26 protein-coding genes, 1 tRNA gene and 1 other RNA gene are annotated in these 26203 nt (G+C 69.1%); 13 read left to right on the top strand and 15 right to left on the bottom strand.

All coding sequences use genetic code 11. The features are described from left to right. Window positions 1–100: 100 nt before the first annotated feature. Window positions 101–1267, bottom strand: coding sequence for an alpha-hydroxy acid oxidase (locus BLQ77_RS22255; protein ID WP_008885323.1), 1167 nt, complete (start codon window positions 1265–1267; stop codon window positions 101–103). Between the two features lie 128 nt (window positions 1268–1395). Between BLQ77_RS22255 and BLQ77_RS22250 the strand changes: the two genes are divergently transcribed. Both BLQ77_RS22250 and argC read left to right on the top strand, forming a co-directional pair. Next, window positions 1396–2169: a ZIP family metal transporter gene (locus tag BLQ77_RS22250; RefSeq protein WP_008884864.1), complete on the top strand. Its 774-nt coding sequence runs from the start codon at window positions 1396–1398 to the stop codon at window positions 2167–2169. Between the two features lie 82 nt (window positions 2170–2251). Continuing rightward, entirely contained in the window at window positions 2252–3196 is a 945-nt protein-coding gene (argC, locus tag BLQ77_RS22245; protein ID WP_008883771.1) for an N-acetyl-gamma-glutamyl-phosphate reductase, read from the top strand. 309 nt (window positions 3197–3505) lie between these two features. Here the strand turns inward: argC and trpA are convergent, their stop codons facing one another. After that, a complete protein-coding gene (gene trpA, locus BLQ77_RS22240; RefSeq protein ID WP_089962946.1) occupies window positions 3506–4297 on the bottom strand; it encodes a tryptophan synthase subunit alpha in 792 nt (263 codons plus the stop codon). Window positions 4298–4453: 156 nt separating this feature from the next. On the opposite strand from trpA, the gene ppk2 reads away from it, so the two are divergent. Beyond that, on the top strand, window positions 4454–5434 hold the full coding sequence (gene ppk2 / locus BLQ77_RS22235) for a polyphosphate kinase 2 (protein WP_089962945.1): 981 nt from the start codon (window positions 4454–4456) through the stop codon (window positions 5432–5434). A 25-nt stretch (window positions 5435–5459) separates the two neighbouring features. On the opposite strand, the gene BLQ77_RS22230 is transcribed toward ppk2, so the two are convergent. Beyond that, a complete protein-coding gene (locus BLQ77_RS22230; RefSeq protein ID WP_089962943.1) occupies window positions 5460–6101 on the bottom strand; it encodes a TIGR02453 family protein in 642 nt (213 codons plus the stop codon). Between the two features lie 111 nt (window positions 6102–6212). Between BLQ77_RS22230 and BLQ77_RS22225 the strand changes: the two genes are divergently transcribed. The 5 genes from BLQ77_RS22225 (at window position 6213) to BLQ77_RS22205 (ending at window position 11379) form a co-directional block, all read left to right on the top strand. Continuing rightward, window positions 6213–6845, top strand: a complete 633-nt coding sequence (locus BLQ77_RS22225) for a DUF1007 family protein (protein ID WP_089962990.1) — start codon at window positions 6213–6215, stop codon at window positions 6843–6845. After that, a complete protein-coding gene (locus BLQ77_RS22220) occupies window positions 6827–7741 on the top strand; it encodes a nickel/cobalt transporter (protein ID WP_089962941.1) in 915 nt (304 codons plus the stop codon). Before BLQ77_RS22225 ends, BLQ77_RS22220 begins: the two co-directional genes overlap by 19 nt. A gap of 158 nt (window positions 7742–7899) precedes the next feature. Further along, window positions 7900–9258 (top strand): MATE family efflux transporter, encoded by a 1359-nt coding sequence (locus BLQ77_RS22215; protein ID WP_089962939.1) that lies wholly within the window; start codon window positions 7900–7902, stop codon window positions 9256–9258. A gap of 128 nt (window positions 9259–9386) precedes the next feature. Beyond that, window positions 9387–10484, top strand: a complete 1098-nt coding sequence (gene ychF / locus BLQ77_RS22210) for a redox-regulated ATPase YchF (protein WP_008884728.1) — start codon at window positions 9387–9389, stop codon at window positions 10482–10484. Between the two features lie 97 nt (window positions 10485–10581). Beyond that, a complete protein-coding gene (locus tag BLQ77_RS22205) occupies window positions 10582–11379 on the top strand; it encodes a hydroxypyruvate isomerase family protein (RefSeq protein ID WP_165617178.1) in 798 nt (265 codons plus the stop codon). A 47-nt stretch (window positions 11380–11426) separates the two neighbouring features. On the opposite strand, the gene BLQ77_RS22200 is transcribed toward BLQ77_RS22205, so the two are convergent. After that, complete coding sequence (locus BLQ77_RS22200; protein WP_089962936.1) at window positions 11427–12341, bottom strand: sugar kinase; 915 nt, start codon at window positions 12339–12341, stop codon at window positions 11427–11429. A gap of 17 nt (window positions 12342–12358) precedes the next feature. Then, window positions 12359–13732, bottom strand: coding sequence for an FAD-binding oxidoreductase (locus BLQ77_RS22195; RefSeq protein WP_089962934.1), 1374 nt, complete (start codon window positions 13730–13732; stop codon window positions 12359–12361). A gap of 113 nt (window positions 13733–13845) precedes the next feature. On the opposite strand from BLQ77_RS22195, the gene BLQ77_RS22190 reads away from it, so the two are divergent. From BLQ77_RS22190 to BLQ77_RS22180, 3 genes are read left to right on the top strand one after another with little or no spacing between them, the layout of a single operon-like run. Then, window positions 13846–14583, top strand: coding sequence for an SDR family oxidoreductase (locus BLQ77_RS22190; protein ID WP_089962933.1), 738 nt, complete (start codon window positions 13846–13848; stop codon window positions 14581–14583). Between the two features lie 5 nt (window positions 14584–14588). Next, window positions 14589–15281, top strand: coding sequence for a GntR family transcriptional regulator (locus BLQ77_RS22185; RefSeq protein ID WP_008886089.1), 693 nt, complete (start codon window positions 14589–14591; stop codon window positions 15279–15281). Further along, the gene (locus tag BLQ77_RS22180; RefSeq protein WP_089962931.1) at window positions 15278–16120 is read left to right on the top strand and encodes a fumarylacetoacetate hydrolase family protein; all 843 of its coding nucleotides are present in this window, start codon (window positions 15278–15280) and stop codon (window positions 16118–16120) included. The genes BLQ77_RS22185 and BLQ77_RS22180 overlap by 4 nt, the downstream gene beginning before the upstream one ends. Window positions 16121–16124: 4 nt before the next feature. Here the strand turns inward: BLQ77_RS22180 and pdxR are convergent, their stop codons facing one another. Continuing rightward, window positions 16125–17558, bottom strand: coding sequence for a MocR-like pyridoxine biosynthesis transcription factor PdxR (pdxR, locus tag BLQ77_RS22175; protein ID WP_089962929.1), 1434 nt, complete (start codon window positions 17556–17558; stop codon window positions 16125–16127). A 72-nt stretch (window positions 17559–17630) separates the two neighbouring features. On the opposite strand from pdxR, the gene BLQ77_RS22170 reads away from it, so the two are divergent. Further along, complete coding sequence (locus tag BLQ77_RS22170) at window positions 17631–18320, top strand: pyridoxamine 5'-phosphate oxidase family protein (RefSeq protein ID WP_008884021.1); 690 nt, start codon at window positions 17631–17633, stop codon at window positions 18318–18320. A 159-nt stretch (window positions 18321–18479) separates the two neighbouring features. Here BLQ77_RS22170 and BLQ77_RS22165 read toward each other — a convergent pair. Further along, a tRNA-Leu gene (locus BLQ77_RS22165) sits at window positions 18480–18565 on the bottom strand. A 235-nt stretch (window positions 18566–18800) separates the two neighbouring features. Here BLQ77_RS22165 and lipA point away from each other — a divergent pair. Then, window positions 18801–19751: a lipoyl synthase gene (gene lipA, locus BLQ77_RS22160; protein WP_008884635.1), complete on the top strand. Its 951-nt coding sequence runs from the start codon at window positions 18801–18803 to the stop codon at window positions 19749–19751. A gap of 118 nt (window positions 19752–19869) precedes the next feature. Here the strand turns inward: lipA and BLQ77_RS22155 are convergent, their stop codons facing one another. The 8 genes from BLQ77_RS22155 to ssrA form a co-directional block, all read right to left on the bottom strand. Then, on the bottom strand, window positions 19870–20097 hold the full coding sequence (locus BLQ77_RS22155; RefSeq protein WP_008885304.1) for a ribbon-helix-helix domain-containing protein: 228 nt from the start codon (window positions 20095–20097) through the stop codon (window positions 19870–19872). Then, on the bottom strand, window positions 20094–20270 hold the full coding sequence (locus BLQ77_RS22150; RefSeq protein ID WP_008886251.1) for a DUF4169 family protein: 177 nt from the start codon (window positions 20268–20270) through the stop codon (window positions 20094–20096). Before BLQ77_RS22150 ends, BLQ77_RS22155 begins: the two co-directional genes overlap by 4 nt. 430 nt (window positions 20271–20700) lie before the next feature. Next, the gene (fumC, locus tag BLQ77_RS22145; protein WP_089962927.1) at window positions 20701–22095 is read right to left on the bottom strand and encodes a class II fumarate hydratase; all 1395 of its coding nucleotides are present in this window, start codon (window positions 22093–22095) and stop codon (window positions 20701–20703) included. A gap of 115 nt (window positions 22096–22210) precedes the next feature. Beyond that, a complete protein-coding gene (locus tag BLQ77_RS22140; RefSeq protein WP_089962926.1) occupies window positions 22211–22849 on the bottom strand; it encodes a class I SAM-dependent methyltransferase in 639 nt (212 codons plus the stop codon). 13 nt (window positions 22850–22862) lie between these two features. Further along, complete coding sequence (locus BLQ77_RS22135) at window positions 22863–23336, bottom strand: SspB family protein (RefSeq protein ID WP_008885884.1); 474 nt, start codon at window positions 23334–23336, stop codon at window positions 22863–22865. A 184-nt stretch (window positions 23337–23520) separates the two neighbouring features. Next, entirely contained in the window at window positions 23521–24765 is a 1245-nt protein-coding gene (gene chrA, locus BLQ77_RS22130) for a chromate efflux transporter (RefSeq protein WP_089962924.1), read from the bottom strand. A gap of 49 nt (window positions 24766–24814) precedes the next feature. Then, window positions 24815–25471, bottom strand: a complete 657-nt coding sequence (locus tag BLQ77_RS22125) for a DUF1194 domain-containing protein (RefSeq protein ID WP_089962923.1) — start codon at window positions 25469–25471, stop codon at window positions 24815–24817. Window positions 25472–25709: 238 nt separating this feature from the next. Next, window positions 25710–26062: a transfer-messenger RNA gene (gene ssrA / locus BLQ77_RS22120) on the bottom strand. Window positions 26063–26203 lie beyond the last annotated feature (141 nt).

The following is a 26203-nucleotide window of genomic DNA, read 5'->3' as shown; positions in this document are numbered from 1 at the left end:
GCCACCCCGCTGCTTCATCTTGCCGGACAAACTCCGGGGGAGTCCCGCAGGGACGGGGGCAGAGCCCCCTCGACCCCAACCGTCCCGCGAGACGCCGGCCTCACTCTTCCCAGTCGCCCGAGAACCCCTTCGGCACCATCAGGATGTCGCGGTTCACCGCGTTGATGTCGGTGCGACCGCACAGCCCCATCGAGGTGTCGAGCTCCTTGTGGATCACCCGCAGCGCCTCCGAGACACCCTTCTCGCCCATGGCGCCCAGCCCGTAGATGTAGGCGCGGCCGATCCAGCAGCCCTTGGCGCCCATGGCCACGGCCTTGAGCACGTCCTGGCCCGAGCGCACGCCGCTGTCGAGATGCACCTCGATCCTGTCGCCCACCGCGTCCATGATCGGTCCCAGCGCCCGGATCGAGCTCAGCGCCCCGTCGAGCTGCCGCCCGCCGTGGTTCGACACCACGATGGCGTCCGCGCCCACGTTCAGCGCCTCGAGCGCGTCGCGCGGATCAAGGATGCCCTTGATGATGAGCGGGCCGTCCCACATCTTGCGGAACTCCCGGATGCGGTCCCAGTTCAGCGCCTGATCGAAGCTCTCGGCGGTCCAGGTGCTGAGGCTCGAGGGGTCGTCCACCCCGGCCGCGTGACCCACGATGTTGCCGAAGAAACGCCGCTTGGTCTGCAGCATCTCCAGCCCCCAGGCCACGCGCCACGACATGTCGAGGATCGACCTCGCGGTCAGCTTGGGCGGGGCGGAGAGCCCGTTCTTGATGTCCTTGTGACGCTGCCCCAGCATCTGCAGGTCGACAGTGATCACCGCCGCCGAGCACTTGGCATCCTTCGCGCGGTCGAAGAGCCGCTGCATGAAGTCGTCGTCCTTGAGCGTGTAGACCTGCAGCCAGAACGGTTTCGAGGTGTGCTCGGCCACGTCTTCGATGGAGCAGATCGACATGGTAGAAAGCGTATAGGGCACGCCGAACGTCTCGGCGGCCTTCGCCGCGAGGATCTCGCCGTCCGCGTGCTGCATCCCGGTCAGGCCGACGGGGGCCAGTGCCACCGGCATCGCCACGTCCTGCCCGATCAGCTGCGTCGCGGTGCTGCGGCCGGTCATGTCGATGGCGACGCGCTGGCGCAGGTAGAGATCGTCGAAATCCGACGAGTTCTCGCGGAAGGTCTGTTCGGTCCAGCTTCCCGACTCGCAATAGTCGTAGAACATCCGCGGAACGCGCCGCTTGTAGATCCGCTTGAGGTCCTCGATTTCGGTGATCACGGGCATCGACGGCTTCCTTTCCCTCTCGAACCGGTCAGTTTTCCTTACCGCTTCAAGGGGGGCGGCGCAATCGCAGGTGGTTGCCATTTGCCGCGCTGCCGCCTTTAGTGCTGCAAAACCGGGTCGGGGGCAGCATGCAAGAAATTCTCTGGGGCGTCTTTGGCGGGTTCGTTGCCGCCATCGCCACGACGGCGGGCGCCGCTCCGGCGCTGGTCGGGCGCAAGATGACGCAGGCGACCTCCGACACCATGCTGGGCTTCGCGGCGGGGGTGATGCTCTCGGCGGCCTATTTCTCGCTGATCATCCCCGGCATCGAGGTGGCGGAAAGCCAGTACGGCTCGGTCTGGTCGGCGGCGGCCCTCGCCGCGGCGGGCATCGCCATGGGCGCGGGCTTCGTCGCCTGGCTGAACCGGGCGATCCCGCACGAGCATTTCAAGACCGGTCCGGAGGGCGGCGCCGATTCCGCCGCGCTGGCGCGGATCTGGCTCTTCGTGCTGGCCATCGCCATCCACAACTTCCCCGAGGGCATGGCCATCGGCGTGGCCTTCGGCGTCGACCAGTCCAACGGCATCTCGGTGATGACCGGCATCTCGCTGCAGGACATCCCCGAGGGGCTGGCGGTGGCGGTGGCGCTGGTGGGGCTCGGCTACAACCGGCGCAAGGCGCTGTTCTACACCGCGCTCACCGGTCTGGTGGAGCCGGTGGGGGCGCTGCTGGGTGTGATCGCGGTGTCGGTGAGCAGCCACCTGCTGCCCTGGGGGCTGACCTTCGCCGCCGGTGCCATGCTCTTCATCATCAGCCACGAGATCGTGCCCGAAACCCACCGCAACGGCCACCAGAACAGGGCGACCACGGGGCTCATCTTCGGGCTTATCCTGATGATGTTCCTCGACGTGACGCTCGGCTGACGGCGGCTGCGGGCGCCGCCCGTGGCGTTTCCTTTTGCCACGGCCTCTGTTATGGACGGGAGGCTGAAGCAAGGAGGCACACATGGCCTGGAAAGTGTTCATCGACGGCGAAGCGGGAACCACGGGGTTGCAGATCCGCGAGCGGCTCGAAGCCCGCGCGGACATCGCGCTGGTGCAGGTCGCCCATGAACGCCGAAAGGACGCCGGCGCCCGCTCCGAGGCGCTGGCCGAGGCCGATGTCGCCATCCTCTGCCTGCCCGACGACGCCGCGCGCCAGACCGTGACGCTGGCCGAGCCGCACGGCACCCGCATCATCGACGCCTCGACAGCGCACCGCGTCGCCGACGGCTGGACCTTCGGCTTCGCCGAGATGGCGAAGGGCCAGCGCGAGGCCATCGCCTCGGCGCGGCTGGTCTCCAACCCCGGCTGCTGGTCGACCTGCGCCATCGCGCTGATCCGCCCGCTGGTCGAGGCCGGCATCCTCGCGCCCGACGCGGCGCCGGCGATCTCGGGCGTCTCGGGCTACAGCGGCGGCGGCAAGGCGATGATCGCCGAGTTCGAGAGCGGCGAGAGCAGCGGCAGCTTCCTCTACGCCGCGAGCCAGGGGCACAAGCACCTGCCGGAGATCTCCAGGCACGGGTTGCTGAGCGCGCCGCCGGTCTTCGTGCCTTCGGTGGGCGACTATGCCCAGGGCATGGCGGTGGCGGTGCAGCTTCCGGGCCTCGGCAGCGACGGCATCGCGGCGGCGACGGCGGCGCTGCGGGCGGCCTACGCGGGCGAGCGCTTCGTGGCCGTGGTGGATGCCTCGGTGCATGAGCCCCGCGTGCTGCCGCAGCGGCTGAACGGCACCAACCGGCTCGAGCTCTCGGTGCACGGCAACCCGGGCTCGGGGGCTGCGGTGCTGGTGGCGGTGCTCGACAACCTCGGCAAGGGCGCCTCGGGAGCCGCGGTGCAGAACCTCAACATCATGCTCGGCGCCGACGAGGGCGCGGGGCTCGAGGACCCCTCCGCGGCCGCGGCGGAGTGAGCGCGCAGCGGTTTCGGGTCGGGGTGTGACTGGAGGGGAGCCGTTTTCGGGTCTGCCTGTGTCAGGACCTTGGTGAGGGAGAATCCGGCGCCGTGCGGACGGCGAGGGAGGAGGGGGCGCTGCCCCCGTCTCCTGCGGAGACTCCCCCGGAGTTTATCTGGCAAGATGAAGCTCGGAAGAGGGTTCAGGGGCGCGGCCGGGAGGTCGCGCTCTTTTCGGTTTCGTGAGCGTGTCGGGGTTCGGGAGGTGCGCCGAGGGTGGGCTGGACGGCGCGTTTGGGGCGCGCCGTCCGGAACGTGGCGTGGGCGGTCAGGCGCGGTGGGCGCCGTCGCTGAGGGATTTCACGAAGGCCAGCACTTCGGCGGCGGGTTTGCCCTCGGCCTGGGCGCCCACGATGGCCGAGCCCACGACGCAGCCGTCGGCGACGCCGGCGATGCTTTCGGCGGTCTCGGGGGTGCGGATGCCGAAGCCCACGATCACCGGCAGGTCGGTTGCGGCCTTGATCCGGGCGACCTCGGGGCCGACGTCGGTGGCCTCTGCCGCGGCGGCGCCGGTGATGCCGGTGATCGACACGTAGTAGACGAAGCCGCTGGTGTTCTGCAGCACCTTCGGCAGGCGCCGTTCATCTGTGGTGGGGGTGGCGAGGCGGATGAAGTTGAGCCCGGCGGCCTGCGCGGGGATGCAGAGCTCTTCGTCTTCCTCGGGGGGCAGGTCGACCACGATCAGCCCGTCGATTCCGGCCGCGCGCGCGTCGGCGAGGAAGGTGTCGACGCCGCGGTTGTAGATCGGGTTGTAGTAGCCCATCAGCACGATCGGCGTGGTGTCGTCGCCGGCGCGGAAGTCGCGCACGAACTGCAGTGTCCGCTCGAGCGTCATGCCGGCCTCGAGGGCGCGCTGGCCGGCAAGCTGGATCGTCGGGCCGTCGGCCATCGGGTCGGTGAACGGCAGGCCCAGCTCGATGATGTCGACGCCGGCGTCCGGCAGGCCCTTCACCACCTCGAGCGAGGCGTCGTAATCCGGGTCGCCCGCCATCACGTAGGCGACGAACGCCTTCTTCCCTTCGGCTTTCAGTGCGGCGAATTTGGCGTCGATGCGGGTCATGAGCGTCCTTCCCTGATGGTCGGGGCAGGTCTGCCGGAATGGCAGGCGAAAAGCAATGCCTCCGGGCACCCGGGCAGACGCTTTGTTGACAGCGTCGTGGCGGCCTTACAGGCTGGGCGGGAGGGGGCCGATGCGCCCCGGAAGGAAAGGCCCAGCATGACCGACACGCCGCCCCCCGACGGGCTTCCCGAGGACCTCCCGTCGCCCGGCACCGACCCGGCGCCGGACAGCGGGCCGGAGGCGCCGCGCCCCGGCGGGCAGGCCGGGCGCCGCGCCGCGCCGACCCCGGACGAGATCCGTTACGCCTTCGAGACCGGCGCCTATCCCTACGACAGCAAGCTCTCGCGCCGAAGCTACGAACGGCAGAAGGCGCAGCTGCAGGCGGAGCTGCTGAAGGCGCAGCTCTGGATTCAGGAGACCGGGCAGCGCTTCGTGCTGCTTTTCGAGGGCCGCGACGCCGCCGGCAAGGGCGGCACCATCAAGCGCTTCACCGAGCATCTCAACCCGCGCCATGCCCGGGTCGTGGCGCTGAACAAGCCGTCGGACGTGGAGCGTGGCCAGTGGTACTTCCAGCGCTATATCGAGCACCTGCCCACCGCCGGTGAAATCGTGCTCTACGACCGCTCCTGGTACAACCGCGCCGGGGTCGAGCGCGTCATGGGGTTCTGCGCGCCAAACGACTACCTGGAATTCATGCGCCAGACCCCCGATCTCGAGCGAATGCTGGTGCGCTCGGGGCTCAGGCTCTTCAAGTACTGGTTCTCGGTCACGCAGGAGGAGCAGCGCCGCCGCTTCAAGAGCCGCGAGACCGATCCTTTGAAACAGTGGAAGCTGTCGCCCATCGACAAGGCCAGCCTCGACAAGTGGGACGATTACACCGAGGCCAAGGAGGCCATGTTCTTCTACACCGACACCGCGGATTCGCCCTGGGTCGTGGTGAAGTCCGACGACAAGAAGCGCGCACGGCTGAACTGCATGCGCCACTTCCTGACGATGATCGACTACCCTGACAAGGACCGGAAGATCGTCACCCCGCCCGATCCGCTGATCGTCGGCGGCGCGGCGCACGTGATCCATCGCTCGGACCATATCCTCGGCACCGCGCTGCACCCGGGCATCCGCCACGGGACGAGCTGAGCCCGTCCCGCAGGGCGCCTTGCAGTCAGAGGTGGTCGCCGAGCCAGTCCTGCAGCGGCTGCAGCCGCCCGAATGCGGCGGTGAGCCCGACGCCCGGGTCGGGGCTCAGCGCGTCGAAGAGGTCGTCGAGCCAGAGCACGCAGCCGCTGCGCTGCAGGAGCGCCGCGCGCGGGTGGTCCGGCGGGTAGGGCTCGGGCACCTCGGCGAGATCGGGCGCGTTCATCCGCACCCCGGTCTCGGCCACCAGCGCCTCGAGGCGGGCGCCGGCGGGGCCGTCCACCGCCCGCCGCCAGCGCAGCAGCTGTGCCTCGTCAAAGGCCATGACGCCGCAACCCGCGGTGGCATAGTCCGGCGACAGGCCGAAATACCAGGCGCGCCCGTCGGGCACCGACCATGCGGCGTGCAGGTGGGTGTAATAGGGCGTCTTGTCCTGCGAGAAGCGGACATCGCGATGGGGACGGAAGAGCTTGCTCCGGACCGGCAGGCCATTGGCGGATTCCAGCCACCTCGTCACGCTCAGCAGCAGGCGCTCGGCCGGCCGCTTCACCTCTGAATCGTAGCGCGCCTTCTGGGCACGGAACCATTCCCGGTCGTTGTTGCGTGCAAGTTCTTCCATAAAATTGCGCACTTGTGGCGCGAAGTTGCAAAGTTCTATTTGCGCGGGCATCGCGCATCTCCAATATGACTCAAAACAAAACAGGGGGACGCTAGCACGATCCTGCACGGGCGTCTCCCCACGGACTTGTCAACGCACGGGCCCCGTGGATAGTTGCGTCTCATGAAACGTCTGCTTGCCTGCCTTCTGTCTCTCTTGCCCGCCGCGCAGGCCGTCGCGCACCCGCATGTCTTCGTCGACACGACGCTGCGGGTGGTGCTCGACGAAAACCAGCGCGTGACCGGGATCGAGCTGCACTGGGCCTATGACGAGTTCTTCACCCTCATGCTGCTCGAGGACATGGGCCTCGATCCCGACGGCGACGGCGTGCTGACCGAGGACGAGCTTGCCATCCTGCAGGGCTTCGAGCTCGACAACTGGCCCGAGGATTTCGAGGGTGACATCTATCTCTACGACGACGGCCGCAAGCTGGCGCCCGGCACGCCCGAGCCGCGCGGTGTGACGGTCGAGGACGGGCGCATCCTCTCCGCGCATTTCCGGCCGCTGGAGCCGGTCGCCGCCGACGGGCTCGAGATCCTGCAATACGACCCGAGCTACTACGTGGCCTACACCCTCGACCCGGAGATCACGGTGCCCGCGCCCTGCCGCGCCGAGATCGTCGCTGCCGACCTCGACGCCGCCGAGGCCGCAGTGCAGGCCGAGCTGATGCGCGTGCCAGAGGACCAGTTCGAGGTGCTCGAGGTGGGCATCCACTACGCCGACCGGATCATGCTGACATGCGAACCGTACTCCTGACCGGCGCCGCCCTCGTGGCGGTGCTGGCGATCTGGCTCTGGGGCTTCGGCGGCGCCGACGTGCTGGCGCGCGCCGCGGTCGAGGGCCAGCGCGAGGCGCAGGTCGCGATGGCCGGCGCGCTGCGCGGGCTGCGCAGCGGCGAGCCCGGGGCGCTTCTCGGGCTGCTGGCGCTCTGCTTTGCCTACGGGTTCTTCCACGCCGCGGGCCCGGGGCACGGCAAGCTCTTGATCGGAGGCTACGGCGTCGGGCGCCGGGTGCCGCTGCTGCGGCTCTCGGGGCTGGCGCTGGTCTCGAGCCTCGCGCAATCTGCGGCCGCAGTGCTGCTGGTCTACGGCGGCGTCTTCGCGCTTGGCTGGGGGCGCGAGCAGCTTACCGACGCGGCGGACCGCTGGTTCGAACCGGCGAGCTACGCGGCCATCGGGGCCATCGGCGTCTGGCTGCTGCTGCGCGGACTGCGCAAGCTCTGGCCGGGGCAGGGCGCGGAGCATCACGACCACCACGATCACCACCATCACGATCACGACGGCACCTGCGCCACCTGCGGCCACGCCCATGGGCCGACGCCCGAGCAGGTCGAGCGGGTCGAGGGGCTGCGCGATGCGCTGCTGCTGATCGGCGCCATTGCCATCCGCCCCTGCACCGGCGCGGTGTTCCTGCTGATCCTGACATGGCGCATGGGGCTCGACACCGCCGGCATCTCCGGCGCCTTCGCCATGGGGCTCGGTACTGCCTCGGTTACGCTGGCGGTGGCGCTGGCCTCGGTCACCTTCCGCGAAGGCACGCTGGCGCGCTTCGCCACCGGCCCGCAGGCGCTGCGCGTGACGGGGGGCATCGAGGCCACCGCCGGCGCGGTGATCGCCATCCTCGCCACGCAGTTCGTGCTGCGCGCGCTCTGATCCCGCAACCCGCCGCAACGCGGGCGGGTAAGAGAATGACGCGTGGGACACACGCAAAGGGGCTTCACAGTGTCAGATTTATCGCGTAAGGCGGGTGGCTTCGCCGCTGCCTAATTCTTGGGCTTGTCGCGAACTTTGACCCCCGCTAGAGCCCCGACATGAACGAGACGCTCCCATACCGCCGGCATGCCCGCGCGATCCTGTTCCTTGGCCTTCCGCTGATCGGAGGCCATCTGGCGCAGCTTGCCATCAGCTTTACCGACACGGCAATGATCGGGCGCTACGGGGTCGACGAACTGGCGGCACTGACGCTGGCCTCGACAGTGTTCTCGGTGTTCTTCCTGTTCGGGTCGGGCTTTGCGTGGGCCGTCATGCCGATGGTCGCCGAGTACGATTCCAGGGGCGACCACACCCAGATCCGCCGCGCCACCCGCATGGGGCTGTGGCTCTCGATCGGCTTCTTCGCCTGCGTCATGCCGCTGCTCTGGTTCTCGGCGCCGATCCTGGGCCTGCTCGGGCAGGAGCGCAGCGTGGCGCTGGACGCGCAGGTCTACCTGCGGGTCGCGGGCTGGGGGCTGCTGCCGGCGCTCGGCGTCATGGTCTTCAAGAGCTTCCTCGCGGCGCTCGAGCACACCCGCGTGGTGTTCTGGATCACCGTCTTTGCCGCCGTCGCCAACGGTTTCGCCAACTACGCGCTGATCTTCGGCAACTGGGGCGCACCCGAGCTCGGCATCCGCGGCGCGGCCATCGCGTCGCTGGTCTCGCACGGCGTGTCGCTGGCGGGGGTGATCGCCTACGCCCGCCTCAGCCTGCCCCAGTACACGCTCTGGCAGCGCTTCTGGAAGCCCGACACCGAGATGCTGCGTGAGGTCTTCGCGCTTGGCTGGCCCATCGGGCTGACGACGCTGGCCGAGGTCGCGCTCTTCGCCGCGACCGCCATTCTGATCGGCTGGATCGGCGCCGCGCCGCTCGCCGCCCATGGCATCGCGCTGCAGCTCTCGGCCGCCACCTTCATGGTCCACCTCGGACTTGCCAACGTGGCGACGGTGCGCGCGGGGCAGGCCCGCGGCCGGCGCAAGGCGGGGTTCCTGCTGCGCGATGCGCACACGGTCTTCCTGATGTCGGTGATCGCGGCGATGTTCACCATCACCGCCTTCCTCACCATCCCCGAGCACCTGATCGGCCTCTTCCTGTCGCCCGACGACCCCGAGCGCGACCAGATCATCGCCATCGGCGTGTCGCTGCTGAAGGTCGCCGCGATCTTCCAGCTGGTCGACGCGCTGCAGGTGGTAGCGCTGGGGCTGCTGCGCGGCCTGCAGGACACCCGCGGCCCGATGAAGATCGCCACCATCGCCTACTGGGGCCTTGGGCTGCCCTCGGCCTACGTGCTTGGCTTCGTGGCGGGCTTCGGCGTCACCGGCGTCTGGTTCGGTCTGGTGATCGGCCTCGGCACCGCCGCGGTGCTGCTGCTGCACCGGTTCTGGGGACAGGCGATGCCCGCCTTCGGGCGCGCCTGATCCTGCCGCCGCGGCGTTCGGGTCCCGACCTCGACCGGAGGCGGGTCCTTGCGCTCGCGCGCCGTGCCGCATAAAGCGTCTCGGAAAATGCCTTGGAAGGCGCCAAACCCTAGCCAGAGGAGCGGGACATGGGATTTCGCATGGGGATCGTGGGTCTGCCGAACGTCGGCAAGTCGACCCTCTTCAACGCGCTGACGAAGACCGCCGCGGCGCAGGCGGCCAACTTCCCGTTCTGCACCATCGAGCCCAACGTGGGCGAGGTGGCGGTGCCGGACGCGCGGCTCGACACGCTGGCGTCCATCGCCAAGTCGCAGAGCATCATCCCGACGCGCATGACCTTCGTGGACATCGCGGGGCTGGTGAAGGGCGCCTCCAAGGGCGAGGGCCTCGGCAACCAGTTCCTCGCCAACATTCGCGAGACCGACGCCATCGCCCACGTGCTGCGCTGCTTCGAGGATGACGACGTCACTCACGTCGACGGCCGCGTCGACCCGGTGTCGGACGCCGAGACCATCGAGACCGAGCTCATCATCGCCGACATGGAGAGCCTCGAGAAGCGCCTGCAGAACATCGTGCGCAAGGTGCGGGGCGGCGACAAGGAGGCGGTGCAGCAGGAGCGCCTGATGAAGGCCGCGCTCGAGATGCTCGAGCAGGGCAAGCCCGCACGCCTCGTCGAGGTTGATGCCGAGGACCTCAAGCAGTGGAAGATGCTGCAGCTGCTGACCTCGAAGCCCGTGCTCTACGTCTGCAACGTCGACGAGGACGAGGCCGCCACCGGCAACGCGCTCTCCGAGGCGGTCGCCAGGATGGCCGCCGAGCAGGGCAACGCCCACGTGGTGATCTCGGCCAAGATCGAGGAAGAGATCAGCCAGCTCGACGCCGAGGAGGCCGAGATGTTCCTCTCCGAGCTCGGGCTCGAGGAGGCCGGTCTCGACCGTCTGATCCGCGCCGGCTACGAGCTGCTGCACCTCGAGACCTACTTCACCGTCGGCCCCAAGGAGGCGCGCGCCTGGACGATCCGCAAGGGCACGCTGGCGCCGCAGGCGGCGGGGGTGATCCACGGCGATTTCGAGAAGGGCTTCATCCGCGCCGAGACCATCGCCTACGAGGATTTCGTCGCCAACAAGGGCGAGGCGGGGGCCAAGGAAGCGGGCAAGATGCGCGCCGAGGGCAAGACCTATACGGTCAAGGACGGCGACGTCCTCCACTTCCTCTTCAACACCTGAGGCTGGACCCGCACCTTCCTTTGGCCTCAAATATCCCGGGGAGCGCGAGGGGCAGAGCCCCTCGTCTCCGACCGTTCCACGGGCACGGGGCCAGATGATGCAGATCTCCGCCAATCTCGGGTTTCTCTACACCGAGCTGCCACTTCCCGACCGCATCCGGGCCGCGAAGGCCGACGGTTTCGATGCGGTGGAGTGTCACTTCCCCTATGACACCCCGGCCGCCGCCCTGCGCGATGCCCTGCACGAGACCGGCCTGCGCATGGTCTCGCTCAACACCGTGCCCGGCGACATCGCCGCGGGCGAGTTCGGCCTCGCCGCCCTGCCCGGGCGCGAGGCCGAGGCGCAGGCGGCGGTGCGGCAGGCGGTGAGCTACGGCGCCGCGATCGGCGCGGGCGCGGTGCACGTGATGGCGGGCCGCTCGCAGGGCGCGCCCGGGGCCGAGCAGTGCTTCCGCGCCACGCTTGGCCTTGCCTGCGATCTCGCGGCGGCAGAGGGCATGTCGGTCCTGATCGAGCCCATCAACAGCCGCGACGCGCCGGGCTACCATCTCTCGCTGATCGAAGCGGCCGCCGAGACCCTCGCCGCCGTCGGTCGCGACAATCTGAAGATTCTCTTCGATTGCTATCACCTGCAGATCATGCAGGGAGACCTGACCCGGCGCTTCGCCGATCACCTGCCAGACATCGGCCACGTGCAGATCGCCGCCGTGCCCGACCGGGGCGAACCGGACGGCGGCGAGCTCTGCTACGAACGGCTTCTGAGGGGGTTTGCCCAGGCAGGCTACGCGGGCGCGGTGGGGGCCGAGTACCGGCCGCGGGGCGCGGACACCAGTGCCGGTCTTGGCTGGCTCCCGGGACTTCGCGCCGCCCTCGCGTCGGGGCGCCTGCAAGGCTGAGCCGGGCGCTCGGCTCAGCCGTTTGTCATATCAGAGACAGAAACCGGTCAGGCCGGGATGGCGGCCTCGGGCACCAGCGCGCCGCGCGACTGGATCACCCGCGAGGCAAGCCCCATGGCCTGCTCGGCGGCATCGCGCAGCGACTGGCCCATCGCGAGCCCGGCCAGCAGGCCCGCGGCAAAGCTGTCGCCCGCGGCGGTGCTGTCCACTACGGTCTCGACCGGGCGGGCGGGGACCACGAGATCGCCGCTGTCCTTCTGCCAGAGCACGAGGTCGCCGCCGCCCTGCTTGACCGCCACCATGTCGGCGCCCTGGCCGCGGTAGCGCTCGAGCGTCTGCGCCGGCGAGGTGTCGCCGAAAAGCGTCTCTTCCTCGTCGAAGGACGGCAGCACGATGTCGGCGGTGCGCGCGCCCATCATCAGGCCTGCCTTCATCGCCTCGACGCTCTCCCAGAGCGCCGGGCGCAGGTTGGTGTCGAACGAGACGATGGCGCCCTTGCTGCGGGCCCGGGCCAGCGCGCCGCAGAAGAACTCGCGGCTTTTCGGCGGCAGGATCGCCAGCGTGATCGCCGAGAAGTGGATCATGTCGCGGCCCTTGAGCGCGCTGTCGAGCCACTTCAGGTCCTCGGCCATGCGCTTGGCCGCCGACTGGCCGCGCCAGTACGAGAAGCTGCGCTCTCCCGCGGCGTTCAGCGAGATCATGTAGAGCCCCACCGTCGCGTCATCGAGCCGCCGCACCGGCGCGGTGTCGACGCCTTCGCCTTCCATGAACGCCAGCATCTCGTCGCTGATCGCGTCCTTGCCGACGCAGGTGGCGTAGCCCACCGACCAGTCCGCCGGCAGCAGGCGCCGCGCGTACCACGCGGTGTTGAACGTGTCGCCCGCGAAGCCGCGCCGGAACAGCCCTTCGCCAGCCCCGGAGAGTTCCACCATGCATTCGCCAAGGGCCAGAAACTGCGCCATTGCCTTCTCCAAACTGATCAGTCGTTCGCCGGCAACAGCTTGCCGGGGTTGAGGATAGCCTGCGGATCGAACGCTGTCTTCACCCGCCGCATCCAGTCGAGTGCTGCGCCATGTTCCGCCGCCATGTACTTCTGCTTGCCAAGGCCGATGCCGTGTTCGCCGCTCACGGTGCCGCCAAGCCGCAGCGCCGTTTCCGCCAGCACGCCGGAAAACGCAAGCACCGCCTCGACCTCGGCCGGGGCGGCGGGATCGAAGCGCATGCCGCAGTGGAAGTTGCCATCACCCACGTGGCCCACGATGGTGGCGAGGATGCCGCGCGCCCGGGCCTCGGCCTGCGCGACCGAGACCGCCTCGGCCAACCGCGAGATCGGCACGCAGACGTCGGTCGAATAGGTCTTGCGCCCGGGACGCGGGTCGAGCGCGCCGATGGCGGGAAGGGCGCCGTGTCGCAGCGACCAGAGCGCGCTGCGCTCCTCGGTGGTCTCGGCATCCTTCCAGCCTCCGGCGCCCGCGTCCTCGGCGATCTCGCGGAACATCGCCACCTGTTCGCGCACCGCGCCGGGGCCGCCGTGGAACTCGAGGAAGAGATGTGGCTTCTCGGGCAGGCCGATGCCGCTGTGCAGGTTGAAGCCGCGGACCATCATCTCGTCCACCAGCTCGATCCGCGCCATGGGGATGCCGCTCTGGATGGTGAGGATCACGCAGTCGACCGCTGCCGCCACGCTGTCGAAATGGCAGGTCGCCGCGGCCACCGCCTCGGGCAGGCCGTGCAGCTTGAGTGTGAGCTCGGTGATCAGCCCCAGCGTGCCCTCGGAGCCCACCAGCAGGTGGGTGAGGTCGTAGCCCGCCGAGGACTTGCGCGCGGCCGTGCCGGTGCGGATGAGGCTGCCGTCCGACATCACCGCCTGCAGCGCCAGCACGTTCTCGCGCATGGTGCCGTAGCGCACCGCCGTGGTGCCCGAGGCGCGGGTTGCGGCCATGCCGCCGAGGCTGGCGTCGGCGCCCGGATCGAGCGGGAAGAAGAGACCCGAGGCGCGCAGCTCTTCGTTCAGCTGCTTGCGGGTGACGCCGGGCTGGACGACCACGTTCATGTCCTCGGCATTGATCTGCAACACCTTGTTCATGCGCGAGAAATCAAGGCTGACCCCGCCCTTCATCGCGAGGTGCTGGCCCTCGAGCGAGGTGCCGGTGCCGAAGGCGGTGACCGGGATCCCCTCGGCCGCGCAATGGCGCATGATCTCGGCGACCTCCTCCGCGGTTTCGGGGCAGGCCACCGCGTCGGGCAGGGCCTCGGGGTAATGTGCCTCGTTTCCGGCGTTCTGCCGGCGGGCGGCGAGCGAGGTCGAGAAGCGTTGGCCGAGAAGGTGGTCGAGGGCCTCGAAGGCGGTCATGGAAGGCTCCGGGTTTGGGCTTGCATTCGGTATACCAGCCGGGAATGGTGGCGCAAGCAACTGGCCCGGGCGCCGGCGACAGGCCGTGCATCGCGGCAACGGGGGGAGGGAGCATGACAGGAACCATCGTCATCACCGGCGCGGGCAGCGGCATCGGCCGCGTCACCGCCGAGGCGTTTCTCGGGGCGGGCTGGCGCGTGGCGCTGGTGGGCCGCCGCGAGGCGCCGCTTCGCGAGACCGCGGGCGACCACGCGGGCGCCATGGTCCTGCCCTTCGACGTCTCCGACCCCGCGCAGGTCGAGCAGGGCTTCGCGCAGGTGGCCGAGGCATGGGGCCGGCTCGACGTGCTCTTCAACAACGCGGGCATCTTCACCAGGGCCGCGATGATCGACGAGACCCCGGTCGAGGACTGGCTGCAGCTCTCGTCGGTCAACATCACCGGCATGTTCCTCTGCGCCCGCGCGGCCTTTGGCCAGATGCGGCGGCAGGATCCGCAGGGCGGGCGGATCATCAACAACGGCTCGATCTCGGCGCATGTGCCGCGCTGGGGCTCGGCGCCCTACACGACCTCGAAGCACGCGATCACCGGGCTGACCCGGTCGCTGAGCCTCGACGGCCGCGCCTTCAACATCGCCTGCGGGCAGATCGACATCGGCAACGCCCTGACCGAGATGGCGGCCCCGATGGCCAGGGGCGTGCCGCAGGCCGACGGCCACATCGCGCCCGAGGCGGTGATGGACGCGGCGCATTGCGCCTCGACGGTGCTGCACATGGCCTCACTGCCGCTCGAGGCCAACGTGCAGTTCGTCACCGTCATGGCCACCACCATGCCCTTCATCGGCCGCGGATGAGCCGGATGGAGACGCCCCAGGAGCCGCTCGCCGGGCAGATCGCGGCGCAGCTGCGCCGGGCGATCCTGCGCGGCACGCTGCCGCCCGGGGCGCAGATCAAGGAGCGCGACAGCGCCGCCGCCATGGGCGTGAGCCGCACCCCGATGCGCGAGGCGATCCGCATTCTCGCCAAGGACGGGCTGGTTCTGCTGCGGCCGTCGCGCAGTCCGGTGGTCGCGCATCTCACCAGCCAAGAGGCGCGCGACATGGTGGCGGTGCTGCAGGCGCTCGAGACGCTCTCGGCGCGGCTGGCCTGCGCCGCCGCCTCGGACGCCGAGCTCGAAGCTCTGACCGCGCTGCACGAACGCATCGCCGGCTCCTACAGCGCGCTCGACCCGATCGAGGCCTTCGAGCTCGACATGAGCTTCCACATCCGCATCGCCGAGGCCTCGCACAACCCGGCGCTGGCCGAGACCCACGGCGCCTATCTCGCGCGGCTGTGGCGGGCGCGTTACCTCTGCGGCCGGCTGCAGCGCAACCGCGCGCGGGTGGTGGCAAACCACGACAGCATCCTGCGGGCGCTGTGCAGCCGCGACGTGGACGCGGTGACCGGCGCCGTGGAGGATCACCTGAGCAATCTCGCCGACGACATCGCCGCAGCGCTCGAATCCGAGGCCGCGGCGATCGACGGCGCAACCGACCTGGAGGACGACAGATGAAATTGATGCGTGTGGGCCCCAAGGGGCAGGAACGCCCGACGCTGGTGGATGCCGAGGGCACGATCCGCGACCTGTCCGGCGTGGTGCCGGATTTCGCGGGCGAGGGCGTCTCGCTCGAGGCGCTCGACCGGATCCGGGCGCTGGATCCCGTCACCCTGCCGGCGCTGCCCGAGGGCGCCCGCATCGGCGCCTGTCTCGCCTCGGTGCCGACCTTTCACTGCATCGGGCTGAACTACGCCAAGCACGCCGCCGAGACCGGGGGCAAACCGCCGCGCGAACCGATCCTGTTCACCAAGGCGTCCTCGTCGCTGTCGGGGCCCAACGACGCGGTGATCCTGCCGCCGGGCTCCGAGAAATCCGACTGGGAGGTCGAGCTCGGCGTGGTCATCGGCAAGCCCTGCTGGCAGGTCTCCGAGGCCGATGCGCTGAGCCATATCGCGGGCTACTGCGTGGTCAACGACCTGTCCGAGCGCGCGTGGCAGATGAAACGCGGCGGCCAGTGGGTGAAGGGCAAGTCGGCGCCGGGCTACGGCCCCTGCGGCCCGTGGCTGGTGACCGCCGACGAGGTGCCCGACCCGCAGGCGCTGGGGCTGTCGCTCGACCTGAATGGCAAGACCGTGCAGGACAGCGACACCAGCGACATGATCTTCAGCGTGGCCGAGATCATCTCCTACATGAGCCACTTCATGCTGCTGGTGCCGGGGGATCTGATTGCGACCGGCACGCCCTCGGGCGTCGGTCTGGGCATGGAGCCCAAGCGCTTCCTGCGCCCGGGCGACAGTCTCGCGCTGCGCGTCGAGGGGCTGGGCGAGCAGCGGCAGGAGATCGTCGCGGCCTGAGCCCTCAGCCGCGCGGGGCCGAGACCAGCAGGGCGCCCAGTGTCCTGCCGGCGTGCCCGAGCGTGTCCTCGTCGAAGCCCGCGTAGCCCAGCAGCAGCCCCTGCGGCGGATGTGGCAGGATGGCGTGGCTCGAGAGCGCCCGCGGTGCCAGCCCGCGGGCCGTGGCGCGCTCGGCGATGGCGCGGTCGCTGACCCGTCCCTGCAGCCAGGGCCCGAGCCCCGCGACAAGGTGCATCCCCGACGGATCCGGGCCGACGGTAAGCCACTCCGGGCCGGGCAGTGCCGCCAGAAGGGCCGATTGCCGCCTTGCATAAACCCGGCGCATCCGGCGCAGGTGGGTGGCGAACTCGCCCTGTGCCATGAACCGCGCCAGCGCCGGCTGCGGCATCAGTGAGGCACGCGCGCCGGTCACCGCGAGGTAGTCGCGTACGCGCCCCACCAGCGCCTCGGGCAGCACGAGATAGCCGATCCGCAGCGTCGGGCTCAGCAGCTTCGAGAAGCTGCCCATGTAGATCGTGCGCCGCAACCCGTCGAGCCCCGCGAGCGACGGCAGCGGCTGGCCCTGGTAGCGGAACTCGCTGTCGTAGTCGTCCTCGACCACCAGCGCGCCCGAGGCCTCGGCCCAGTGCAGCACCTGCAGCCGCCGCGCGAGCGGCATGGCGACGCCGGTGGGGTAGTGGCGCGAGGGCGTGACCACCGCGCCGGCGGCGTCACCGGGCAGGGCGGCAGGGTCGAGCCCGGCACCGTCGATGCGCAGCGGATGCGGCGTCACCCCATGGCGGCGCAGCAGCGCGTGCAGCGTCGGCCAGCCCGGGTCCTCGATGGCGAGCCGGGCACCGGGCGGCAGCAACGCGTGGGCGATGACGTCGAAGGCATCCCAGGCGCCGCCGGTCACCAGGATCTGCTCGGGCGCGCAATCGAGCGCGCGCCACGCGGCGAGGTGCTCGGCGATGGCAACGCGCAGCGGATGCCAGCCGAAGGGATCGGCGCGGGCCAGCAGCGCGGGCTCTGGCGCGCGCCACGCCCGTTCGATGTGCCGCGCCCAGGCCCGATGCGGGAACAGCGCCTGGTCCGGCACGCCCGGGTGGAAGGGCTGCGGCGCCTCGGGCGGGGCGGGCGGCGCCGGTCTGCGCCGGGCGGGCGGCGCGAGATGCGGCAGGTCGCCCGCCACGTAGGTGCCCGCACCCCGACGCGCCGCGAGATAGCCCTCGGCCGCGAGCTGGTCATAGGCGGTGGTCACCGTCATCCGCGACACCGAAAGCTCGGCCGCGAGCACCCGGCTCGGCGGCAGCCGCGCCCCGGCGAAGCGCCCGGTCAGCACCAGCCCCCGCAGCGCCTCCGCGAGCTGTTCGTGCAGCGCGGCCCCGGCGCGGTCGAGCGTCAGCCCGAGCAGGGCGGCGTCAAGATTGGACTGGGAGGAAACCGCATCATTGGCCATATCTCCAATGCCAATATCCGCGTACACCGGCCTCAGCAAGGCTTTCGAGCCGCAACAGCCAGGAGCAGATCCATGAGCGAAACCATCGCCCCGCCGCACTCCGCAACCTCGACCGGCACGCTCGAGGTCACCGACCGCAGCCGCCTGCGCCGGTCGCACCCGCGCGGCCATTTCGACCGCGTCACCATCGACGCGATCCTCGACGCGCAGCCGCTCTGCCACGTGGGCTACAGCATCGACGGCGCGCCCTACGTGACGCCGACGCTGCAATGGCGCGAGGGCGATCACGTCTACTGGCACGGCTCCTCTGCCAGCCGGGCGCTGAAGGCGAGCAAGGGCGCGCAGGTCTGCCTGACCGTCTCGATCCTCGACGGTTTCGTGCTGGCGCGCTCGGGCTTCCACCACTCGGTCAACTCGCGCTCGGTGATGCTGTTCGGCGAGGCGTTCAGGGTCGAGGACCCCGAGGAGAAGCTGCTGAAGCTCACCCGATTCGTCGACGGGCTGTTCCCCGGCCGCTACGGATCCTTGCGTCCGGACCATGCGCAGGACCTGAAGGCGACCACCGTGCTGGGGCTGAAGATCGAAGAGGGCGCCGCCAAGGTCCGCACCGGCGGACCGTCCGATGAGGACGAGGATTATGCGCTGCCGATCTGGGCGGGCGAGATCCCGGTGCGCACGGTGGTGGGTGAGCCGATCCCCGATCCGCGCAACCTCGAAGGGGTCGAGATGCCGGATCACGTACGCAACTTCCGCATGAAGTGACCCGCAGCGGGGATGGTGGACGGAGCCCGCCGGAACCCGCGGGTTTCCTCATGCAAGCCTGGCTTCCACACCTTAACGGGCACAGCGGCGAGCAGGGGTATAGTGCAACCCCTGCTTGCATCACTGGGCATTGGCCCGGTGCCGAGATCCAGAAAGAGTTGGTACGGGCGGTGGGTTTCGAACCCACACTTCCTCTCGGAAATCGGATTTTGAATCCGACGCGTCTACCGTTCCGCCACGCCCGCACAAGCGCCGCGTCCCCGGTCGGGGCGCGGCGCTGACCTTCGATCTACCCAAGCGCGCGGGCTCCGTCCAGCGGGAATTGCGGCGCCTGAAGATCGGGCAGGGGGAAGAGGTGCAGGGGGGAAACTCGTTACGGTTTGGGATACGCGCCTGCCTGTCGGCCGGCTGCACTGGCAACCCCCCCTGCTGTGGTATATGTTAGATCCCAAGTGTTAAGAAATTCGCGGGGAAAGACCGTTGCGCGACATCAAGATCCCGACCCAGCGTCATCCGGAGAAGGCGCACCGCAAGGACAATCCGCAGCCCAAGAAACCCGACTGGATCCGCGTCAAGGCGCCGACGGGCAAGGGCTACCAGGAGACCAAGCGCATCATGCGCGAGCACCGGTTGGTCACGGTCTGCGAGGAAGCGGGCTGTCCCAACGCCGGCGAGTGCTGGAACCAGGGCCACGCGACGATGATGATCATGGGCGACATCTGCACGCGCGGATGCTCGTTCTGCAACATCGCCACCGGCCGTCCGGACACGCTCGACGTGTTCGAGCCCGGCCGCGTCGCCGACGCGGTGCAGAAGCTCGGCCTCAATCACGTCGTGATCACCAGCGTCGACCGCGACGACCTCGAGGATGGCGGTGCCGAGCATTTCGCCCAGACCATCCGCGCCGTGCGTCACCGCTCGCCCGGCACCACCATCGAGATCCTCACGCCCGACTTCCTGAAGTGCACCCCCGAGGCGCTCGAGATCGTGGTGCGGGCGCGTCCCGACGTGTTCAACCACAACCTTGAAACCGTGCCCGGGCTTTACCCGTCGGTGCGGCCCGGCGCGCGCTACTTCCACTCGCTGCGGCTGCTGCAGCGGGTCAAGGAGATCGACCCGTCGATCTTCACCAAGTCCGGCATCATGGTCGGCCTCGGCGAGGATGCGCAGGGCGTTCGGCAGGTGATGGACGACATGCGCGCCGCCGACGTGGATTTCCTGACCATCGGCCAGTATCTGCAGCCGACGTCGAAGCACCACGCGGTGGACCGTTTCGTGACCCCCGAGGAGTTTGCCTCGTACGAGAAGGCGGCCTTCGGCAAGGGCTTCTTGATGGTCTCGGCAACGCCGCTCACCCGCTCGAGCTACCACGCCGGCGACGATTTCGCCCGGCTGCGCGAGGCCCGCGAGAAGAAGCTCGCCGGCGCCTGAGCCCAAGGGGCAGGGGCCCCGCATTTCCTCATCGAAGAAAAGACATCACCCGGCGCGCCATCGCGGCCGGGTGTTTCATTCGGGACCGAAGGGATCGAGCCCCCTCAGGTCACGCGGCTCAGCTGTCGACCCGCGCCTTGACGTGCTGCAGGACATAGACCCGGATCGCCGAGGCCAGCCCGGCCTCGAGCCCGCGGGTCTCGTCGATCTCGGCGGCGAGCGCGTTGAGCGCTTTGCCTTCCGAGCGCGCGATGGCGCGGAACTCGTCCCAGAACGGCTCTTCGAGCGACACCGACGTGCGGTGGCCGCGCAGGCTGAGCGAGTGCTTGACCGGGCGTCCGCTCATTCGTCGAGCCTGTGCGCATCCAGATCGCGGGCTGTCTTTTCGGACTGCACCTTGTCGCGGGTCTTCTCGGCCTTGTTGCGACCGTGAAGGATGACGTTCTCGTCCGCGCGAGCCTTCTGTTCGGCTTTGGCGCGGGCTTTGCGGGCCTTGTTGAGATTGATCACCTTGCTCATGGCAGTCAAACCTAGATCGCTCGCTTTGTTTCGCAATAGGGACAAATGCAAGCCGAGTATTGCAAGAAATGACGGAACCGCCGGCTCCCGCTGCAGCGGGGAACGGGCGGCGGCAGGAGATCCCGCACCGGACCTGCGCCGCCTGGGACGGCGGACCTGGTCGTGCACGCGATGCCGGCGCACCGGTCCGGGGGCATGTCGGGGACCTGAGGGATCCCGCCGCGCCTGAACCGGCCACGCACCACACTCTGGGAGTGATACGCAGCAGCGCGAAGGGTCCGACGCGCTGAGAGGGATTTTTCTGCATCCACCGTGAAACCCGCCGAGACCGCCGTCAGGAAAACCATGGTACTTCCACCCGGTTAACGCCGCCGAAACGCAAGGGAGCGGACCCGAAGGCCCGCTCCCGCAACTGGCGCCGTGCGGCGGATCAGCCCTTCGGGCCGATCATGTCCTCGGGACGGACCACGCGGTCGAAGGTCTCTTCGTCCACGAAGCCGAGCGCGATGGCTTCCTCGCGCAGGGTGGTGCCGTTCTTGTGGGCGGTCTTGGCGACCTTGGTGGCGTTGTCGTAGCCGATTGTCGGAGCCAGTGCCGTCACCAGCATCAGAGATTCCTTCATCAGCTTCTCGATCCTCGCCTCGTTGGCCTGGATGCCGGACACCATGTTGTCGGTGAAGGCCGAGGCCGAGTCGCCCAGCAGCTGCATCGACTGGAGCACGTTGTAGCTCATCATCGGGTTGTAGACGTTGAGCTCGAAGTGACCCTGCGAGCCCGCAATGCCGACGGCGGCGTCGTTGCCCATGACATGGGCGCAGACCATGGTCAGCGCCTCGGCCTGGGTCGGGTTCACCTTGCCGGGCATGATCGACGAGCCGGGCTCGTTCTCGGGCAGGATCAGCTCGCCCAGACCCGAGCGCGGGCCGGAGCCAAGCAGCCGGATGTCGTTGGCGATCTTGAAGAGCGAGGCGGCCACGGTCTTGAGCGCGCCCGAGAACATCACCATGGCGTCATGCGCCGCGAGGGCCTCGAACTTGTTGGGCGCGGTCTCGAAGGGCAGGTCGGTGATCGCGGCGATGTTGCCGGCGACCATGGTGGCCCAGCCCTTCTGGGTGTTGAGGCCGGTGCCGACGGCGGTGCCGCCCTGGGCGAGCTCGTAGATGTCGGGCAGGCAGGCTTCGACGCGCTCGATGCCTTTCTTGACCTGATGGGTGTAGCCCGAGAATTCCTGGCCCAGCGTCAGCGGGGTAGCGTCTTGGGTGTGGGTCCGGCCGATCTTGATGATGTCCTTGAATTCCTTGGACTTCGCATCAAGCGCCGCGTGCAGCTTCCTGAGGCCCGGCAGCAGGACGTCGCGGGCCTGCATGGCGATGGCCACGTGCATCGCGGTCGGGAAGGTGTCGTTCGACGACTGGCCCATGTTGCAGTGGTCGTTCGGGTGCACGGGCTTCTTCGAGCCCATCTCGCCGCCCAGCATCTCGATGGCGCGGTTCGAGATCACCTCGTTGGCGTTCATGTTCGACTGGGTGCCCGACCCGGTCTGCCAGACCACCAGCGGAAAGTTGTCGTCGAACTTGCCGTCGATCACTTCCTGAGCCGCCGCCATGATCGCGTCGGCGAGCTCGGGCTCGAGCGTTCCCAGAGACCTGTTGGCCTCGGCGCAGGCCTTCTTGACGACGCCGAGCGCGCGGATGATCGGCACCGGCTGCTTCTCCCAGCCGATGGGGAAGTTCAGGATCGAGCGCTGCGTCTGGGCGCCCCAGTACTTGTCTGCGGGTACCTCGAGCGGGCCGAAGCTGTCGGTTTCGGTGCGGGTCTGGGTCAAGGGAACCTCCTTTGAACGCGGTCGGGCAATCTCTTACGCCATGGCACGGGAAAGGCAAGGATGTATACCAAGGGATACCGTTAACATCCGGCCTTTCGACACCGTTTTACGGGGCTCAGGCCACATGGCGGTGCAGGGTGAGCACCTGCGCCGGGGGCAGGTTGCCCCAGATCACCGCGCGGCGGATGGCGCGCAGCCGGAGCGCCTTCATCAGCCGTGGCGGCACCGGCACCGCGGGGCCGTAGGTGTACTGGATGAAGGGCGCGCCCGGAGCGAGCTGGCGGAAGGCCGCGCGCAGGATCCGCGCCTGCAGGGGCACCGGGAACGAGAGCAGTGGCAGGCCCGAGACCACCGCCCGCAGCGGCGGCAGGCCGAGCCCGGCCATCGCCTCGGCACCGCAGGCGTGCACGCTCACCTCGGGGAAGCGCTCCTGCAGGAGGGTTACGAAATCGTCGTTGATCTCGAGCAGGTGCAGGTCGCGGGGCGCCACGCCATGGGCAAGGATCTGTCGGGTGATCTTGCCGGTGCCGGGGCCGAGCTCGACCACCGGGCCGCTGCCCGCGGGCACCAGCGAGGCCATCGCCTCGGCCAGCCGCGCCGAGGAGGGGGCCAGCGCCGAGACCGACTGCGGCCGCTTCAGCGCCTGTCCCAGGAAGAAGGAGAGATCCGCGTCCGGGCGCAGGCTGTCGGGAAGACGAAGCCTGTGGCGACGCGTCTGCGGAGAGGCGCGGCGGTTTCCCTCTGGGCCGACCACCGGCGCCGCTCCGTCAGTTCTTTCGGAACGCGTCGAGGCGAACCACCTCGGCGTCCTGCTGGGGCTCGCGATCGCCCGGGCCGTCCGGACCGCCATCGGGCGGGGTGGGATCGTCCTCGTCGTCGTCCTCTTCCTCGTGGGTCTCGAACCGGAGCCCGAACTCGACCGAGGGGTCGACGAAGGTCTTGATCGCGTCGTAGGGGATGTAGAGACGCTCGGGCGCCTCGCCGAAACTGAGGGTCACAGCGAAGCCTTCCTCGGTCACTTCGAGATCGTCGAAGCGGTGCTGGAGCACCACCGTCATCTCACCCGGATAGCGATCCGAGAGCCAGTCGGCCAGCTCCACGTCGGGGTGTTGGGTGTCGAAGGTGATGAAGAAGTGATGCTCGCCCGGCAGTCCGCGATTCATGACGTCGGTGAGAACGTCGTGAATGAGCCCGCGCATGGCGCGGTGCATGAGATTTCCGTAGTCGATGCCGCCGGACATGGCACAAATCCTTGTGGTCTGTCCCGCCACCTTATTCGATTCCACGGCGAGGAAAAGACTCCGCGACCGGAAATTTCGCCCCGGCCATGCCATCACGCCCCGTCGTGGCGCATTGGTTCGGGAGCGGCGCACAACCTCCCGTATAGGCGTAGTTCTGCGCACGGACCACGTCGCGCGGGCGGTCTCAGAGCGCCCCGAGCCCCCATCCTGCAAGCGCTGTCAGCACCAGCGTGAGCGGCACGGAACGCTTCAGGCCCAGTAGCAGCAGGGCCGCGAGCGCGGTCAGCGCCACCGCCTCGGGGCGCAGGCTCGGCAGCACCGGCAGGGTCGCGGTGAGCGGCGACGGGGCAACTGCGGTTTCCGCAAAAAACACGTGGAGCGCGAACCACAGCGACAGGTTGGCGATGACGCCGAGCACCGCCGCGGTGATCGCGGTGAGCGCACCCTGCAGCCGCGGTCTCGCCAGCAGCCGCTCGAGATGCGGGGCGAAGGCGAAGATCCAAAGGAAGCAGGGCAGGAAGGTCATCCACAGCGTCAGCGCCGACGCGGCGAGCGCCATGCCCCAGCCTCCCGCCTCGTGGCCGATCAGCTGTCCGGTGAACTGGGTCACGAGGATGAGCGGCCCCGGCGTGGTCTCGGCCAGCCCCAGCGCGTCGACCATCTGCTCTGGCGTCAGCCAGCCGCGGATCTGCACCACCTCCTGCGCCATCCACGCCAGCACCGCGTAGGCGCCGCCAAACGAGACCACGGCGAGCTTGGCGAAGAACAGACCGAGGTCGAAGAGCAGCGTCTCGCCCGCCAGCCACAGGAGCGGCAGCGGGATCAGCCAGAGCCCGGCCCAGAGCGCGATGCGGGGCAGGGTGGGTGCGGCGTGTCCGGTCGGCATCGCGGGCTCGGTCACGGCATCGCGCGAGCTTAGCCAGCCCCAGAGCCCCGCCGCCGCGATCACCAGCGGAAAGGGCGCCTGGAAAAGGTAGAGCGCTGCGAAGGAGAGTGCGGCGATCACCGCCGCGGCGCGCCCGTTCAGCGCCTTGCGCCGCAGCCGCAGCAGCGCCTGCAGCACGATGATCACCACCGTGGCCTTGACGCCGAGCATCAGCGCCTCGGTCTCGGGGCGGGTGCCGTAGAGCGCGTAGAGCGCCGCCAGTGCGGCGATCACCAGCGCGCCGGGCAGCACGAAGAGCGCGCCCGCGAGCAGGCCCCCCGCGGTGCCGCGCAGGCGCCAGCCGGCGTAGGTGGCGAGCTGCATCGCCTCGGGGCCGGGCAGCAGCATGCAGAAGGACAGCGCCGAGAGGAACTGCTTCTCGGTGAGCCAGGCGCGCTCTTCCACGAGCACGCGATGCATCAGCGCAATCTGCGCGGCGGGGCCGCCGAAGCTCAGGACGCCGATCCGTCCGAAGTCGCGGAAGAGGAGGGAAAACGATGGCATGACGGCGGTTTGACCGCAGGATGTGACGGGCGTGTGACGGCGCGGTGTCTCAGCCGGTGACACGCGAGACTTCCCGCAGCATCTTGCGCCGGAGCGTCTCGGCAAAGGCGCGGTGCCCGCGCGAGGTGATGACGAAGCCGTTCCGGGTGATCAGCGCACGGCGGTAGAAGTTGGTGATGGCGACCCCGTGGCCGGGCGCCTCGATGGCGAGCCCGTTGACGGTGATGCCCTCGCGCTCGGCCCGGGTGCGGGCGCCGGCGGTGGGGCTGCCCGAGTTCGGTGTGCCGTCGCCCGAGACGTCGATGACCCGGCGCTTGCAATCCGGGGCGGTGGCGAAGCTGTCGATCGCGCCGTGCAACGCCGATCCGGGCGCGGTGTCCGAGAGGATGAAGGCGCGCTCCATGCTCACGGCGCGGGCGGCGAGCTCGGCCACGTCGCTGTCGTCGCGGATCTGGGTCCAGCCGATCGACAGGTGCTGGCGGTCCTGCCCGGCCCATTGCAGCACGGCGATGGCGACGCGGTCCTGCACGAGGATGCTGGCGATCTCGGGATCGGCGAGCGCCAGCGCCAGCCCCTCGGACTGGATCTTGTATTCGCCGGTATCGACCGAGTTCGAAACATCCATCGCCAGCAGCAGCGCAGTCTCGCAGGCCGGCGCGGGCGCGGCGAGGCAGAGGGTGAAACAGGAAGCGATGGCGCGCAGCATGGGGCGATGCTGGCAGCGCGCGGGGTTCCGGTCAATCGCGACGCCGGTCAATCGCTATGATGGTCGGGCGGTGTGATGAGGGGGGAGGCGGTGACCGTCGATGCGATGGGCTGGCGGGCACGTTAACTTGGGCGAGCGGGCGCGGTCAGCGCACAGACAAAACACGGCGCGCAGGTGCGTGCATCGACAGGTCGCTGACGGTTTGTCTGCGCCGTTCGGATATCTCGGAAGGGGGGAAAGTGCAGGCTTCTGTTGCCAGGTGCCTGCGAACCCCGCCTTACGCTGCTAGGCGCAAGGGCTTAAATTTCGGTCTATCGCACCGCATTAAGCGGCGAGAGCAACCGGAGCATGATTGTCGTTGGCAATTATGCAATTTGCACCGATAACGGTGGTGGCTCACCGGGACAAAGCTACATCTTTACACGTTCGTCGATCCTGTTTCGGCCCCAGGATCCCCCCAACGAAGGGTGATTTGGTGGAGCCGCCGGGTACCGCCCCCGGGTCCGATCCGCTTATTACATGCGCGTTTATGCCCATAGTTCCCGAGGGAACGCTTTGAATATAGGCAGGTTGCGGGCGGTTTCAAAGGGGGAAAATCAAGGCTTTTTGCGCGACCTGCCGGAAGGGGGCGCGGAACCGCCGCGTCGGGACGCCTCCGGCGGGAGTTTACCGGGCAAGATGAAGGGACGGGCCGCGACCTTGCGGCAAGGGTTGTGCAGGCTTCTGCGTCGG

The organism is Salipiger thiooxidans, assembly GCF_900102075.1.
GTDB lineage: Bacteria > Pseudomonadota > Alphaproteobacteria > Rhodobacterales > Rhodobacteraceae > Salipiger > Salipiger thiooxidans.
The sequence above is the reverse complement of the archived record's forward strand: the minus strand, read 5'-3'. Positions and strand labels throughout refer to the sequence as shown.

Bases quoted from the DNA above. Each gene is read 5' to 3' on its own strand.
- BLQ77_RS22125 (WP_089962923.1), bottom strand. From the start codon at position 25,471: ATGCTGCGCGCCATCGCTTCCTGTTTCACCCTCTGCCTCGCCGCGCCC.
- BLQ77_RS22215 (WP_089962939.1), top strand. From the start codon at position 7,900: ATGAACGAGACGCTCCCATACCGCCGGCATGCCCGCGCGATCCTGTTC.
- ppk2 (WP_089962945.1), top strand. From the start codon at position 4,454: ATGACCGACACGCCGCCCCCCGACGGGCTTCCCGAGGACCTCCCGTCG.
- pdxR (WP_089962929.1), bottom strand. From the start codon at position 17,558: ATGGCCAATGATGCGGTTTCCTCCCAGTCCAATCTTGACGCCGCCCTG.
- trpA (WP_089962946.1), bottom strand. From the start codon at position 4,297: ATGACCCGCATCGACGCCAAATTCGCCGCACTGAAAGCCGAAGGGAAG.
- BLQ77_RS22185 (WP_008886089.1), top strand. From the start codon at position 14,589: ATGGAGACGCCCCAGGAGCCGCTCGCCGGGCAGATCGCGGCGCAGCTG.
- BLQ77_RS22255 (WP_008885323.1), bottom strand. From the start codon at position 1,267: ATGCCCGTGATCACCGAAATCGAGGACCTCAAGCGGATCTACAAGCGG.
- BLQ77_RS22220 (WP_089962941.1), top strand. From the start codon at position 6,827: ATGCGAACCGTACTCCTGACCGGCGCCGCCCTCGTGGCGGTGCTGGCG.
- BLQ77_RS22225 (WP_089962990.1), top strand. From the start codon at position 6,213: ATGAAACGTCTGCTTGCCTGCCTTCTGTCTCTCTTGCCCGCCGCGCAG.
- BLQ77_RS22170 (WP_008884021.1), top strand. From the start codon at position 17,631: ATGAGCGAAACCATCGCCCCGCCGCACTCCGCAACCTCGACCGGCACG.
- ychF (WP_008884728.1), top strand. From the start codon at position 9,387: ATGGGATTTCGCATGGGGATCGTGGGTCTGCCGAACGTCGGCAAGTCG.
- BLQ77_RS22200 (WP_089962936.1), bottom strand. From the start codon at position 12,341: ATGGCGCAGTTTCTGGCCCTTGGCGAATGCATGGTGGAACTCTCCGGG.
- BLQ77_RS22250 (WP_008884864.1), top strand. From the start codon at position 1,396: ATGCAAGAAATTCTCTGGGGCGTCTTTGGCGGGTTCGTTGCCGCCATC.
- BLQ77_RS22150 (WP_008886251.1), bottom strand. From the start codon at position 20,270: ATGAGCAAGGTGATCAATCTCAACAAGGCCCGCAAAGCCCGCGCCAAA.
- chrA (WP_089962924.1), bottom strand. From the start codon at position 24,765: ATGCCATCGTTTTCCCTCCTCTTCCGCGACTTCGGACGGATCGGCGTC.
- BLQ77_RS22195 (WP_089962934.1), bottom strand. From the start codon at position 13,732: ATGACCGCCTTCGAGGCCCTCGACCACCTTCTCGGCCAACGCTTCTCG.
- BLQ77_RS22190 (WP_089962933.1), top strand. From the start codon at position 13,846: ATGACAGGAACCATCGTCATCACCGGCGCGGGCAGCGGCATCGGCCGC.
- BLQ77_RS22155 (WP_008885304.1), bottom strand. From the start codon at position 20,097: ATGAGCGGACGCCCGGTCAAGCACTCGCTCAGCCTGCGCGGCCACCGC.
- BLQ77_RS22230 (WP_089962943.1), bottom strand. From the start codon at position 6,101: ATGCCCGCGCAAATAGAACTTTGCAACTTCGCGCCACAAGTGCGCAAT.
- argC (WP_008883771.1), top strand. From the start codon at position 2,252: ATGGCCTGGAAAGTGTTCATCGACGGCGAAGCGGGAACCACGGGGTTG.
- BLQ77_RS22205 (WP_165617178.1), top strand. From the start codon at position 10,582: ATGCAGATCTCCGCCAATCTCGGGTTTCTCTACACCGAGCTGCCACTT.
- BLQ77_RS22135 (WP_008885884.1), bottom strand. From the start codon at position 23,336: ATGTCCGGCGGCATCGACTACGGAAATCTCATGCACCGCGCCATGCGC.
- BLQ77_RS22180 (WP_089962931.1), top strand. From the start codon at position 15,278: ATGAAATTGATGCGTGTGGGCCCCAAGGGGCAGGAACGCCCGACGCTG.